Below are 13,638 nucleotides of genomic sequence, written 5' to 3'. Positions count from 1 at the left end.
CTGCTCATGCTGCGCGCTTCGCACCGGCGGTGGCCGGGGGGAAGCGCTTCACATCGACCAGCTTCAACGTGGCCGAGACGCTGCCTTCACGCCCGTCCTCGAACTTCACGCGCGTCTCGATGAACTGCTCCGGCTTGCCGGCGTACAGCGCTTCGATCAGCGACGCGTATTTCTCGGCGATATAGCCACGGCGCACCTTGCGCGTGCGGGTGAGCTCATCGTCGTCCGGATCGAGTTCCTTGTGCAGGATCAGGAAGCGCGAAACCTGCGAGCCAGCCAGCATGGCATCGGCGGCAAGGTCGGCATTCACCTGCTCGACGCACTCGCCGATCATGGCGATCACCTCCGGCTGCGCCGCTAGGTCGATGTAGCCCGCATAGGCCAGGTGGCGCCGCTCGGCCCAGTTGCCCACGGCATCGAAATCGATGTTGATGAACGCGCAGACGCTGTCGCGGCCGGTGCCGAACGCCACCGCTTCCTTGATATAGGGAAAGAACTTGAGCTTGTTCTCGATGTACTTGGGCGCGAACATGGCGCCGTCGGACAGCTTGCCCACGTCCTTCGCGCGATCGATGATCTTGAGGTGGCCATCGGCGTCGATCACGCCGGCGTCGCCGGTCATGAAATAGCCCTGGTCGTTGATCGCCTCGCGGGTGGCATCGTCGCGCTTGTAGTAGGCCTTCAACAAGCCCACGCCACGCACCAGCACTTCGCCGTTCTCGGCAATGCGGATCTCCATGCCCGGCGCGGCGGGCCCGACCGAATCGAACTTGACCTTGCCGTCCGGCTGCAGGCAGACGTAGGCGCAGGTTTCGGTCTGGCCGTAGAACTGCTTGAGGTTGACGCCGATGGAGCGATAGAAGCGGAACAGGTCCGGGCCAATCGCCTCGCCCGCCGTGTAGCCCACGCGGATGCGGCTCATGCCGAGCACATTGCGCAGCGGCCCGAAGATCAGCGCCTCGCCGGCCGCGTAGCGCAGGCGGTCGGCCAGCGGCACCGGATTGCCGTCGAGGATGTCGGTGCCGCAGCGGCGCGCCACGCCCATGGCCCAGTGAAAGAGCTTGCGCTTGATCCAGCCCGCATCTTCCATGCGGATCATCACCTGCGTGAGCAGGTTTTCATAGATGCGCGGTGGCGCGAAGTAATAGGTGGGACCGATCTCGCGCAGGTCGGTCATCACCGTCTCGCGCGACTCCGGGCAGTTCACGGTAAAGCCCGCCACCATGGCCTGCGCGTACGAGAACAGGTTGTCGCCCACCCATGCCATCGGCAGGTAGGACAGCACATCGTCCTTCGCGGTCAGGCCATCGAACGCGCAGCCGTTGCGCGCCGCGCCGATCAGGCCGCGATGCGAGTGGCACACACCCTTGGGCTTGCCGGTGGTGCCGGAGGTGTAGAGGATGATGGCGGTATCGTCAGGCTCGCCCGCGGCAACGGCCGCATCGAAGTAGCCGGGATTGGCGCGATCGAACTCGCGGCCGATCTCCTGCAGGCGCTGGTAAGACATCAACGCCGGATGATCGTAGTCGCGCAGCCCGCGTGGGTCTTCATAGATGATGTGGCGCACCTTGCGGCCCTGCGCGGCAAGCTGCTCCTCCACCTCCAGCAGCTTGTCCACCTGCTCCTGGTCCTCCACGATGGCGAAGTCGATCTCGGCATCGTTCAGCACATAGATCATCTCGCCGGCAATGGCATCCTGGTAAAGCGGCACCGGCACGCCGCCCATGGACTGCGCCGCGCTCATGGCCCAGTACAGGCGCGGCCGGTTGTCGCCGACCACCGCCACGTTCATGCCGCGGGCAAAGCCCAGCGCAGCCAGGCCGCACGCGAGCGCGCGCACCTCCTGCGCGGTCTGCGCCCAGCTATAGGTTTGCCAGATCCCGAGATCCTTCTCACGGTAAGCCGGGCTTTCCGGCCGCTGCTGCGCATGCGCAAGCAACAAGCGCGGGAAGGTCGTCGCCGACGGTTCCTGCATGGATATCTCCTGTCCCTCCGGCGCGGGGGTCCGCCACCGGTGCCAAGCCTGCTGCCGCTGGTTATACTTGGCCTGTTTTGCCCGGCGGTGTTTGTGCCGCGACGCAACAAGCCCGCCGCGCCTGTCCTGGCGCGCATTCGCGGTTCGTGGTGATCGTAAGATAGTCCATGCCATTTCCCCCGGTTGTCACGCCGATGACAATTCCGGGTTAATCCCTACGGGAAGGTTCCCAGGCCATGCTCAACGATTTCGTCGACCGCTGCGTGTGGGCAGCCGACCTCAGCGAAGAACAACGCGACATCGTCCGCCGCGCCATGTGCGTGCGCGAATATAGCCAGGGCGACTATGTCTGCCATAAAGGCGATATGGCGGAACACTGGCTGGGTGTGCTGGAAGGGATCGTCAAGATCACTACCGTATCGCCTTCCGGCAAGTCGGTCACATTCACCGGCGTGCCTACGGGAGGCTGGTTTGGCGAAGGTGCCGTGCTCAAGGGCGAAATCCGCAAGTATGACGTGATGGCGCTGCGGCGCTCGCGCATTGCGTTCCTGCCGCGCGAGACTTTTCAGTGGTTGCTGGATACCAGCTTGCCGTTCACGCGGTTCCTGCTGACGCAGTTCAATGAGCGGCTGGGACAGTTCATTGCCGCCGTGGAATACGAGCGGCTGCTCGATATCGATTCGCGTGTGGCGCGCGCCGTGTCGTCGCTGTTCAATGAGCACCTGTACCCTGGCCTGGGGACCACGCTGGAGATTTCGCAGGAAGAAATCGGACTGCTGGCGGGCATATCGCGGCAGCGGGCCAACCAGGCGCTGAAGGTGCTGGAGCAGCAGGGACTGGTGAAGGTCGACTATGGCGTGATCGAGGTATTGGACCTGGAAGGGCTGCGGCAGTACGGCGAGTAGGGCCGCCACGCCCCTCGCAGCTATCTTGCGGCATAGCCCGATGCGGCGTGGCGCGCAGTCAACGGAATACGCTGACCGCTTCCACCAGCCGGTTGGCCTGTTGTTTCAGGCTCTGTGCGGCGGCCGCGCTCTGCTCCACCAGCGCCGCGTTTTGCTGGGTGATGCGGTCGAGGTCGCCGATGGCATCGCCAACCTGGCTGATGCCCGCGCTCTGCTCGGACGTAGCCAGGCTGATCTCGGCGATCAGGTCGGAGACGCGCCGGACCTGGGCCACGATGTTATCCATGGTCTGGCCGGCGTCGTTGACCAGTTGCGCCCCCGAGTCGACCTTTTCCACGCTGGCGCCGATCAGCGCCTTGATCTCCTTGGCCGCGCTGGCGCTGCGCTGCGCGAGCCCGCGCACCTCGCCGGCCACCACCGCGAAGCCCCTGCCCTGTTCCCCGGCCCGCGCGGCTTCCACCGCGGCATTCAGCGCAAGGATATTGGTCTGGAAGGCGATGCCGTCGATCACGCTGATGATGTCGCCGATCCGCTTCGAGCTGCTGCTGATTTCCTCCATGGTCGCCACCACCTGCGACATCGCCTTGCCGCCCTTGGCCGCCTCGGTACTGGCGGAGCCGGACAACTCGTTTGCCTGCGCCGCGGTCTCGGCATTGCTCTTGACCGTGGCCGTCATCTGCGTCATCGACGACGCCGTATCCTGTACGTTGGATGCCGCCTGCTCGGTACGCACGCTCAGGTCGCCATTGCCCTGCGCGATCTCGCTGCTTGCGCCTTGCACGTTCAGCACCTGCTCGCTCACATCGTCGATCAGCCAGCGAAACATCAGGCCAAGCTGGCTGATCGTGCGCAGCGTCATGCCGATCTCGTCCACGCGGTCCAGATGCTCGACCTGCTGGCTTTCGCCGGACGCCACGCGCAGGGCCTGTGCCATGACCCGCTCCAATGGCCGCGAGATCTGCGCCTCCAGCCAGCCGGAGACCAGCAGCAACATGGCGGCGACGATGCCGCCCAGGCCGGCCAGCGGCATCCCGCTCATGCCAAGCGCCGCGGCACCAATGACCGAGGCCGGCAGCAAGGTTGCCAGGGCGCCGCGGATGCGCCAGCGCACCGGCATGGTCTTGAAGGCCGACGCCCACCGCTTCCAGCCGCCCTGAATGATCAGACCCTTGTGAAAACGCCGTTGGCCCGCACTACCCTCGCGAAAGTCCTGGTAGAGCCGCCCGGCGGCGTCAATCTCCTCGCGCGAGGGCTTGGTGCGCACCGACATGTACCCCACCGGCTTGCCATTGCGCACTAGCGGCATGGCATTGGCACGTACCCAGTAATGGTCGCCGTCCTTGCGCCGGTTCTTCACCAGCGCCGTCCAGGGCTCGCCGCTCTTGAGCGTGGCCCACATATCGGCGAAGGCCTCGGCCGGCATATCCGGGTGCCGCACGATATTGTGGGGCTGGCCCTGGATTTCCTCGCGTGTGAATCCACTGACATCGACGAAGGCCGCGTTGGCATAGGCAATGCGGCTCTCGGTGTCGGTGGTCGACATCAGCGTCGCATTCTCAGGCAGTTCGTATTCGCGCTGCGAGACGGGTTGGTTGTTGCGCATAAAGATTCCCCATCGGTTTTCCAAAGCACGCGCGGCGCACAGGCTGTGCCACGACTGCGGCGGCGCGTAGTGCATCTCAGCGTTTACGGATATGTCTATACAAAGCTTTAGCGATCAGGGATGAATAAGCCATTCATCTGGCTTTACCTTGATCGAGATTGATTTCACCTAGCATTTGTCGGATTTTTCGTCACCACAAGCTTGACAATATTTTTTAATACGATCGTGCTATTAAGAATAAATTGATATCGATTCTTATTTAAAAACCCAGGCAGACAGCAAATAGCCAGGAGCTGCAAGAGGCAGTTTTCATTGATCGCGACAGGCTGGAGAACCCCGCAGGCCGGGGCGTTGCGCGAACGAAAAAAAGCTGGCGACGGATCGCTCCGTTGCCAGCTTTCTTGGCTCCCCCCGCCTGTGAGGAAGGGGGACTTTCAGCCTTTTACTGCTTCAATGTCACTTGCTGTAGACGTACACACCGCGGCCCGTCTTGCGGCCGAGATAGCCCGCCGCCACCATTTCGCGCATCAGCATGGCCGGACGGTATTTCGGGTCGGCAAATTCGGTGTACAGCACCTCCATCACCGCCAGCATCGTATCCAGGCCGATCATGTCAGCCAGCGCCAGCGGGCCGATTGGGTGGTTGCAACCCAGCTTCATGCCTTCGTCGATTTCTTCCGGCGACGCCAGGCCTTCGCCCAGTACGCAGAACGCCTCATTGATCATCGGGCAGAGAATCCGGTTGACCACGAAACCCGGATTGTTCTTCACGGTGATCGGGTACTTGCCGAGGTTCTTCGACAGTTCTTCCACCAGCGCGTGCGTGGCATCGCTGGTCTGCAGGCCGCGGATCAACTCCACCAGGGCCATCATCGGCACGGGGTTGAAGAAGTGCATGCCGATGAAATTGCCCGGGCGGCTGGTGACGGCGGCCAGCTTGGTGATCGAGATCGATGAGGTGTTGGACGCGATGATCACGTTGTCGCCGACGATGCTGTCGATCTGCTTGAGGATCTTGACCTTGAGGTCGAAGTTCTCGGTAGCGGCTTCGATCACGATATCGGCGGCCTTGAGCGCGTCATAGGACGTGGAGCCCTTGATGCGCGCGAGTGCGGCGTCCTTGTCGGCTTCGCTGATCTTGTCTTTCTTGATCAGGCGATCCAGGCTGCTGCCCACGGTGGCGATGCCCTTGTTCACCGCTGCGTCGCTGATGTCCACCATCACTACGTCCAGGCCCACCACGGCGCACGCTTGCGCGATGCCGTTGCCCATGGTGCCGGCGCCTACGATGCCCACTGTCCTGATTCCCATCTTGTCTTCCTTGTTGCTGGTTGCTTGATTCTGGCGTGGCGCGCTGCGGTCACGGCGCACCGATGTATCTGGTCAGGCTTCGCGCAGCGCGGCAATGATGCGCTCGGCGTGCTGGCTGAGGATTTCCGGATCCTGCATGTCGCTGCCGTGGCCGCGCAGGGTGCGCTCGGCGTAGCGCGGCACGATGTGGAAATGCACGTGCGGCACGGTCTGGCCCGCGGCGGCGCCGTTGAACTGGCCGATCGAGATGCCGTCCGGCGAGAAGGCGGCGCGCACCGCGCGGGCGACGCGCTTGGTGGTGCGGATGGCGGCTTCGGCGCCAGCATCGGAAAGGTCGAACAACTCGGCGGCGGGTTCCTTGGTCACCACCAGTACGTGGCCATCCGACTGCGGCATGATGTCCATGAAGGCCATGGTGTCGGCGTCTTCATACACCTTGTTGCAAGGCAATTCACCACGCAGGATGCGGGCGAAGATATTGTTGGGATCGTACACGGTACTCCTGATTGGTCTTGGTCTTGATCTTCGCTGGCGCTCGCTGCCCGCAAGGCGACGCGGCTGGCGCAAACGCCAAGTTTAACGCAGGGGCCTCGCACGAGACAGCCCCTGGCGGACGGATCACATATTGCGGCGGTACTGGCCTCCTACCTCAAACAATGCATGCGTGACCTGCCCGAGCGAGCACACGCGCACCGCATCCATCAGCACCGCAAACACATTGTCGTTGTCGATCACAGCCTGGCGCAGCCGCTGCAGCATGGCCGGCGCCGCATCCGCATGACGGGCGTGGAAGTCCGCCAGCCGCGCAAGTTGTCCCTGCTTCTCCTCTTCGCTGGAACGCGCCAGTTCGAGCGATTGCGGCGTAGCGTCGCCATTGGGATTGCGAAACGTATTGACGCCGATGATGGGCAGCGTGCCGTCGTGCTTGCGCTGCTCGTAGTACAGCGACTCGTCCTGGATCTTGCCTCGCTGGTAGCCCGTCTCCATCGCGCCGAGCACACCGCCGCGCTCGGCGATGCGCTCGAACTCCTGCATCACCGCGTCTTCCACCAGGTCGGTCAGCTCATCGATCAGGAAGCTGCCCTGGTTGGGGTTCTCGCATTTGGCCACGCCCCACTCGCGGTTGATGATGAGCTGGATCGCCAGCGCGCGGCGCACCGACTCGCCGGTGGGCGTGGTGATGGCTTCGTCGTACGCGTTGGTGTGCAGCGAATTGCAGTTGTCGTAGATGGCGATCAGCGCCTGCAGCGTGGTGCGGATGTCGTTGAAGTCGATCTCCTGCGCGTGCAGCGAGCGCCCGGAAGTCTGGATGTGGTACTTGAGCTTCTGGCTGCGTTCATTGGCGCCGTACTTGTCGCGCAGCGTCACCGCCCAGATGCGGCGCGCCACGCGGCCCAGCACGCTGTATTCCGGGTCCATGCCGTTGGAGAAGAAGAACGACAGGTTGGGCGCGAAGTCATCGATATGCATGCCGCGCGCCAGGTACGCCTCCACATAGGTGAAGCCGTTGGACAGCGTGAACGCCAGTTGCGAGATCGGGTTCGCTCCCGCCTCCGCGATGTGATAGCCGGAAATCGACACCGAGTAGAAATTGCGCACCTGGTGATGGACGAAGTACGCCTGGATATCGCCCATCACCTTGAGCGAGAACTCGGTCGAGAAAATGCAGGTGTTCTGGCCCTGGTCTTCCTTGAGGATGTCGGCCTGCACCGTGCCGCGCACGTTCTGCAGCACCCACGCGCGGATCTTGGCTTCCTCGTCGGCGGTGGGCTCGCGGCTGTTGTCGGCGCGGAATTTGTCGAGCTGCTGGTCGATGGCGGTGTTCATGAACATCGCCAGGATGGTGGGCGCGGGCCCGTTGATGGTCATCGACACCGAGGTCGACGGGCTGGTGAGGTCGAAGCCGTCGTACAGCACCTTCATGTCGTCGAGCGTGGCGATCGACACGCCCGAGTTGCCGACCTTGCCGTAGATGTCCGGGCGGGTATGCGGATCCTCGCCGTACAGCGTGACAGAATCGAAGGCGGTGGACAGGCGCTTGGCATCCAGGCCCTCGGAGACCAGCTTGAAGCGCCGGTTGGTGCGAAAGGCATCGCCCTCGCCGGCAAACATGCGGGTGGGGTCTTCGTTCTCGCGCTTGAAGGCGAACACACCGGCGGTGTAGGGGAAGCTGCCAGGCACGTTCTCGCGCAGCAGCCACTTGAGCACTTCGCCATCGTCCTCGAAGCGCGGCAGCACCACCTTGCGCACCGTGGTGCCGGACAAGGTCGTGGTGGTGAGCGCGGTACGGATTTCCTTGTCGCGGATCTTCACCACGTATTCGTCGCCGCTGTAGGCCTTGCGCATCTCCGGCCACATCGCCAGCAGCTTGCGCTCCTGCGCGCCGAGCGCGGCGTCGCGCTCGGTGGCGAGAGCCTGCAGCGCTTCGCCCTGGCCCTCTTGACCGGAGGCCGCCAGCAGCATGCGGCGCGCCTCGCGCAGTTGCTGGCGCTCGCGCGCCAGCCGGCTCTGCGCGTCCACGCGGCGATGATAAGCGCGCACCGTGTCGGCGATCTCGGCCAGATAGCGGTTGCGCGCCGGCGGGACGATCACGTTCTGGCCGGTGGAGACACGTCCGCTCAACTGCGGCAGCACACCGGCCGGCGCACGCATGCCGCGCGCGCACAGCGCTTCGCGCAGGCCCTGGTAGAGCATGGTCACGCCGTCGTCGTTAAAGCGCGACGCCTGGGTGCCGTACACCGGCATCTCCTCGGGCTTGGCATGCCACTGCTCGCGGTTGCGCTGCACCTGCTTGGCCACGTCGCGCCACGCGTCCTGCGCGCCCTTGCGGTCGAACTTGTTGATGGCGACAAAATCCGCGAAGTCCAGCATGTCGATCTTCTCGAGCTGGCTGGCCGCGCCAAACTCCGGGGTCATCACGTAGAGCGACAGGTCCACGTGCGCAACGATGGCCGCGTCTCCCTGCCCGATGCCCGAGGTCTCGACGATGATCAGGTCGAAGCCGGCCACCTTGCAGGCCGCCAGCACATCGGGCAGCGCCCGCGAGATCTCCGAGCCGGCCTCGCGCGTGGCCATCGAGCGCATGAAGATGTGCGGATGGTTGATCGCGTTCATGCGGATGCGGTCGCCCAGCAGCGCGCCGCCGGACTTGCGGCGCGACGGGTCGATCGAGATCACCGCGATGGATAGCGCATCGCGCTGGTCCAGCCGGATGCGGCGGATCAGCTCATCGGTCAGCGAGGATTTGCCCGCGCCGCCCGTGCCGGTGATGCCGAGCACGGGTGTCTTCACCTTGGCCGCCTCGGCGCGCAGGGCGTCGGCCAGCGCGGGATCCGCCTTGCCGTTTTCCAGTGCCGTGTTCAGCTGCGCGAGCGCGCGGCGGTCGCCGCCTTTCATCGCATCGAGCGTGGTGGGGGCATAGCGCGCCAGGTCGATATCGCAGCGCTGCACCATGTCGGCGATCATGCCCGCCAGGCCCAGGCGCTGGCCGTCCTCCGGGCTGAAGATCCGTGCCACGCCGTAGGCTTGCAACTCGCGGATCTCGTCTGCCACGATCACGCCGCCGCCGCCGCCGAACAACTGGATGTGCTCGCCGCCACGCTGGCGCAGCAGGTCCACCATGTACTTGAAATACTCGACGTGGCCGCCCTGGTAACTGGAGATGGCGATGCCCTGCACGTCTTCCTGCAAGGCCGCGCTGACCACCTCTTGCACCGAGCGGTTATGCCCCAGATGGATCACCTCGCAGCCCGAGGACTGCAGGATGCGCCGCATGATGTTGATGGAAGCGTCGTGGCCGTCGAACAGCGAGGCCGCGGTGACGAAGCGCACCTTGTTGACGGGCCCTTTCGGTCCCTGCGCGTGATGGGGAGCACCCGGTTGAGCGCCGGGTTGAGCGCCGGGTTGAGCGCCCTTCTGCACATCGGAAAGATCGGTCATTGTCTCCACCATGTTCGGTGTTCTGGCTGGTCGCATGACGTCCATGGCTGCCGCTCTGGAGGCGGCTCGGATCTGACACGCGAGCGGTCTGGCTGGTGCCGGCGCAACGGCTTGATTATATGACGTTTACGTTAACGGCAATCAATCCACGGCAGCGCCGGATACCGCGCGGCGCGGCCAGCCATATGAACATCCTCGCATAGTTGGCGCGACGATGTGGAGGGAGGGAGCGAGGCATCGGGGGAGTTCGACGCCGGCAAACGGCATTTTGGAGAGCGCACGACCAGACACTTGGCCAGGCTTCCACCAATACGGATGGGAGCGGGATGACCGGACACGCGCTGCGCGCGGTCCGGCCGAGATCCTCTCAGAGGCCCGGTTCCGGGCACTGGCCGGCACCGGAGCCACGGCGCTCGCCAAAGCGGCGCTTCAGCGCACTCGCCAGCCCGCCCAGCCAGCGCCACGACGACGGGGCCGGCGTCTCGGCCAGCGTGAAGCGCGCGCCCTCGCTTTCGCCGGACAACCAGACCCGGGCGCCGGCAGGCAGCGCAAAGACGGCTCCCGGCAGCAGCCAGATGTCCGCGTGGTGGCCTTCCACCGTGAGCCAAAGGCGGCCTTCGACCGCCTTCACGCGCTGGCCTTCGCGGGCGCGCCAGCTCACCGGCTGGCCCAGTTCATCGAATTCGAAGATCCTTAGTTCGCGCATTTCATCACTCCTGTTCTGCTGTTCTGCATGGCGGCCATGTCTCTCGTGCCCACCGGCCCAGCCAGTGCCGGCACTTCCGCCGCATGCCTTCCATTATTCACAGCGCAAACTACAATCCCATGAACAGTTGCGAACAGTTTGACATGAACTGTTCAGTAGTTTTTCCTGACACTTTCCCCTGCACCCTGCCGATGAAGCTGACCCTCGTTCCCGCCACCGGCGTGCCCCTGACCGACCAGATCGTCAACGAGGTCAAGACCTGGATCAGCGCGCGCGAGGTGCGCCCGGGCGCGCGCCTGCCGTCGATCCGGCAGCTCGCGGCGGAGCATGGCATCAGCCGTTTCCCGGTGATCGAGGCTTATGACCGGCTGGTATCGCAGGGCCTGCTCGATTCCCGCCACGGGTCGGGCTTCTTCGTCGCCGACAGCCCGCTGCTGGCGCGCGGCGCCAATGGCTGGTCGGACCCGCGTCTGGCAGAGGATTTGTCAGGCCATATCCTGGAGCAGTTCAACCATCCCAGCGCCACGCTCAAGCTGGCGGGCGGCTTCGTGCCCGAGAGCTGGCGCGACGTGGAAGGGCTGACCCAGGCCATCCGCCAGGTCTCGCGCAACGACATCAACAGCGTGATCCACTACGCCACGCCGATGGGCAGCCCGGAGCTGCGCCAGCACGTGCTGACCCGCGTGCGGCAGCTCGGCATCGCGGCGGAGCTGCCGCAGGTGCTGATCACCACGGGCGCCAGCCAGGCGCTGGACCTGGTGGTGCGGCGCCTGCTCAAGCCAGGCGATACGGTGTTCGTGGAGGATCCTGGCTACTACAACCTGTTCGGCCTGCTGCGCCTGCACGGGGTGCGGCTGGTGGGGGTGCCGCAAACCCGCAACGGCCCGGACCCGGACGCCGCCGAAGCGCTGCTGCGCGAGCACAAGCCCAAGCTGTTCTTCACCAACAGCGTGCTGCAGAACCCGACCGGCTCGACCCTCTCGCCGCCGGTGGCGTTCCGCCTGCTGGAGCTGGCGCGCCGGCACGGCTTCCGTTTTGTCGAGGACGATATCTTCTCGGACTTCCAGACCAACTACACCGACCGGCTGGCCACGCTGGACCAGCTTGAGCACGTGATCTACATCGGCGGCTTTTCCAAGACGGTGTCGGCCTCGCTGCGCGTCGGCTACCTGGTGGCCGACAAGGCGCTGGTGAAGGACCTGGTGGATGTGAAGGTGCTAACCAGCGTAGCGGGCTCGCATTTCGCGGAGAGCGTGACGGCGGCGCTGCTGGAGCGCGGCGCCTACCGCAAATACATGGAGCGGCTGCGGCTGCGGGTGCGCCAGGCCACCGCGCGCGCGGTGCAGCACCTGGGCGACGCCGGCTGGGAAGTGTATTGCGAACCGGCGGGCGGCAACTTCCTGTGGGCTCGTACGCGTGGGATCGAGGATTCGCGCGAGCTGGTGACCTTGGCCGAGCAGCATGGGGTGACACTGGCGCCCGGCAATTACTTCCGGCCGGGCGGCGAGGGCTCGGCCTGGATCCGCATCAACTCCGCCTTTGTCGAGGAGCCGCGCGCGCTGGCCTTCCTGCAGGAAGCCGGAGCGCGCGAACGGTAAGCGCAGGCGGCGTCAGGCGCCGCCGTGCAGCACCGCGTTGCGCCGCGCGTAGAGGAAGTAGATCGCCAAGCCGATCGCCAGCCACGCCAGGAACGCCACCCACGTCAGCGCCTGCAGGTGGGCCATCAGGAACAAGCAAAAACCCACCGACAGCAGCGGCACCACCGGCACACCCGGGCAGCGGAAGGCGCGCGGCAGGTCCGGCCGCGTCTTGCGCAGCACCAGCACCGCCACCGAAATCAGCGTGAAGGCGGACAGCGTGCCGATATTGATCAGCTCCGCCAGCACATTGAGCGGCACGAAAGCCGCAATGAAGGCAAACACGATGCCCACCGTCCACGTAGCGAAGAACGGCGTGGCATGCACCGGGTGCACCTTCGACAGCCGCTCCGGCAGCAGCCCGTCGCGCGACATGGCAAAGATGATGCGGGTCTGGCCGAAGGTCATCACCAGGATCACCGTGGTCATGCCCAGGATGGCGCCGAGATCGACGAATCCCGCCACCCAGTTCTCGCCCGCGTACTGCAGCGCCAGCGATACCGGATGATCGATGCCCGCGAACTTGGCGAAGGGCACGATGCCGGTCATGATGGCCGCCACCGTCACGTACAGCACGGTGCAGACCGCCAGCGAGCCGATGATGCCGATCGGCAGGTCGCGGCGCGGGTTGCGCACTTCCTCGGCGGCCGATGTCACCGCGTCGAAGCCGATAAAAGCGAAGAACACCAGCGCGGCCGCATTGAAGACGCCTTCCAGCCCAAACGGCGCGAACGGATGCCAGTTGGCCGGCTTGACGTGCCACGCGCCCACCCCGATAAAGAGCAGCACCACCGCAATCTTGATGGCCACCATCACGTTGTTCAAGCGCGCCGACTCGCGCACGCCGTAGGACACGACCCAGGTGATCAGCAGCATGATCACGGCAGCCGGCAGGTTGAACAGTGTCTGCACGCCCGGCACGGCACCGGGTGCGGCGGTGAGCATGACCGGCAGGTGAATACCGAAGCCCGCCATCAGCGACTGGAAATAGCCCGACCAGCCCACCGACACCGCCGAGGTCGCAAGACCATACTCAAGCAGCAGATCCCAGCCGATCATCCACGCCACGATCTCGCCGAGCGTGGCGTAGCTATAGGTGTAGATAGAGCCGGAGACGGGGATCGCGGACGCGAACTCGGCGTAGCAGAGCGCGGCAAACCCGCAGGCGAGCGCGGCGATCACGAAGGAGACGGTCAGCGCCGGGCCGGCCGTGAGCGCGCCGGTGCCCGTCAGCACGAAGATGCCGGTGCCGATGATGGCGCCGATGCCCATCAGGATCAGGTCGACGGGACCGAGCACCTTTTTCAGGCCATCATCGCGGGCGGCGGCCAGCATGGCCTCGATGTTCTTGGTGCGGAACAGACTCATCGGTGGGTACTCCTGGCGCGCTGGGCGGCTTTGAAAAGCGGCGTATTTTAGCGTGATGGGGTGGGCGGATTCGTCACTTTTGGGTTGGTCGGTGTTTCTTTGATCGGCGTTGGCATCTTGCACCCAAGAGCCATACGACATCCCCCTGCGGGGGCTGCCGGTCACTCTTCTTTGCGTCGGCAAAGAAGACTAAC

Annotated in this window: 9 protein-coding genes; 2 read left to right on the top strand and 7 right to left on the bottom strand. The window is 64.8% G+C overall.

Annotated features, from left to right (window positions below):
• Positions 1-4 precede the first annotated feature (4 nt).
• Complete coding sequence (locus AC07XB_RS11615; protein WP_492828787.1) at positions 5-1,975, bottom strand: AMP-dependent synthetase/ligase; 1,971 nt, start codon at positions 1,973-1,975, stop codon at positions 5-7.
• A 236-nt stretch (positions 1,976-2,211) separates the two neighbouring features.
• Here AC07XB_RS11615 and AC07XB_RS11610 point away from each other — a divergent pair, with 236 nt between their 5' ends.
• Positions 2,212-2,880, top strand: a complete 669-nt coding sequence (locus AC07XB_RS11610; protein WP_492375597.1) for a Crp/Fnr family transcriptional regulator — start codon at positions 2,212-2,214, stop codon at positions 2,878-2,880.
• Between the two features lie 58 nt (positions 2,881-2,938).
• Here the strand turns inward: AC07XB_RS11610 and AC07XB_RS11605 are convergent, their stop codons facing one another.
• From AC07XB_RS11605 to AC07XB_RS11585, 5 genes are all read right to left on the bottom strand, one after another.
• Positions 2,939-4,483 carry a methyl-accepting chemotaxis protein gene (locus AC07XB_RS11605; RefSeq protein WP_492810424.1) on the bottom strand — a complete coding sequence of 515 codons (1,545 nt, stop codon included), beginning with the start codon at positions 4,481-4,483 and terminating at the stop codon, positions 2,939-2,941.
• 456 nt (positions 4,484-4,939) lie between these two features.
• On the bottom strand, positions 4,940-5,794 hold the full coding sequence (locus AC07XB_RS11600) for a 3-hydroxybutyryl-CoA dehydrogenase (RefSeq protein WP_492810422.1): 855 nt from the start codon (positions 5,792-5,794) through the stop codon (positions 4,940-4,942).
• Between the two features lie 72 nt (positions 5,795-5,866).
• Positions 5,867-6,301, bottom strand: coding sequence for an HIT family protein (locus AC07XB_RS11595; RefSeq protein WP_416050427.1), 435 nt, complete (start codon positions 6,299-6,301; stop codon positions 5,867-5,869).
• Positions 6,302-6,412: 111 nt separating this feature from the next.
• A complete protein-coding gene (gene icmF / locus AC07XB_RS11590; protein ID WP_492828789.1) occupies positions 6,413-9,733 on the bottom strand; it encodes a fused isobutyryl-CoA mutase/GTPase IcmF in 3,321 nt (1,106 codons plus the stop codon).
• A gap of 367 nt (positions 9,734-10,100) precedes the next feature.
• The gene (locus tag AC07XB_RS11585) at positions 10,101-10,439 is read right to left on the bottom strand and encodes a DUF2917 domain-containing protein (protein ID WP_441632199.1); all 339 of its coding nucleotides are present in this window, start codon (positions 10,437-10,439) and stop codon (positions 10,101-10,103) included.
• A 191-nt stretch (positions 10,440-10,630) separates the two neighbouring features.
• Here AC07XB_RS11585 and AC07XB_RS11580 point away from each other — a divergent pair, with 191 nt between their 5' ends.
• Positions 10,631-12,037 carry an aminotransferase-like domain-containing protein gene (locus AC07XB_RS11580; protein WP_309405371.1) on the top strand — a complete coding sequence of 469 codons (1,407 nt, stop codon included), beginning with the start codon at positions 10,631-10,633 and terminating at the stop codon, positions 12,035-12,037.
• A gap of 12 nt (positions 12,038-12,049) precedes the next feature.
• Here the strand turns inward: AC07XB_RS11580 and bcaP are convergent, their stop codons facing one another.
• Positions 12,050-13,444: a branched-chain amino acid transporter BcaP gene (gene bcaP, locus AC07XB_RS11575; protein ID WP_492828792.1), complete on the bottom strand. Its 1,395-nt coding sequence runs from the start codon at positions 13,442-13,444 to the stop codon at positions 12,050-12,052.
• Positions 13,445-13,638: the final 194 nt, after the last annotated feature.

It is taken from the genome of Cupriavidus sp. GW821-FHT02F09 (assembly GCF_059421605.1).
This window is presented reverse-complemented; position numbering and strand designations above follow the sequence as displayed.

Bases quoted from the DNA above. Each gene is read 5' to 3' on its own strand.
- AC07XB_RS11610 (WP_492375597.1), top strand. From the start codon at position 2,212: ATGCTCAACGATTTCGTCGACCGCTGCGTGTGGGCAGCCGACCTCAGC.
- AC07XB_RS11605 (WP_492810424.1), bottom strand. From the start codon at position 4,483: ATGCGCAACAACCAACCCGTCTCGCAGCGCGAATACGAACTGCCTGAG.
- AC07XB_RS11585 (WP_441632199.1), bottom strand. From the start codon at position 10,439: ATGCGCGAACTAAGGATCTTCGAATTCGATGAACTGGGCCAGCCGGTG.
- bcaP (WP_492828792.1), bottom strand. From the start codon at position 13,444: ATGAGTCTGTTCCGCACCAAGAACATCGAGGCCATGCTGGCCGCCGCC.
- AC07XB_RS11615 (WP_492828787.1), bottom strand. From the start codon at position 1,975: ATGCAGGAACCGTCGGCGACGACCTTCCCGCGCTTGTTGCTTGCGCAT.
- AC07XB_RS11580 (WP_309405371.1), top strand. From the start codon at position 10,631: ATGAAGCTGACCCTCGTTCCCGCCACCGGCGTGCCCCTGACCGACCAG.
- AC07XB_RS11600 (WP_492810422.1), bottom strand. From the start codon at position 5,794: ATGGGAATCAGGACAGTGGGCATCGTAGGCGCCGGCACCATGGGCAAC.
- icmF (WP_492828789.1), bottom strand. From the start codon at position 9,733: ATGACCGATCTTTCCGATGTGCAGAAGGGCGCTCAACCCGGCGCTCAA.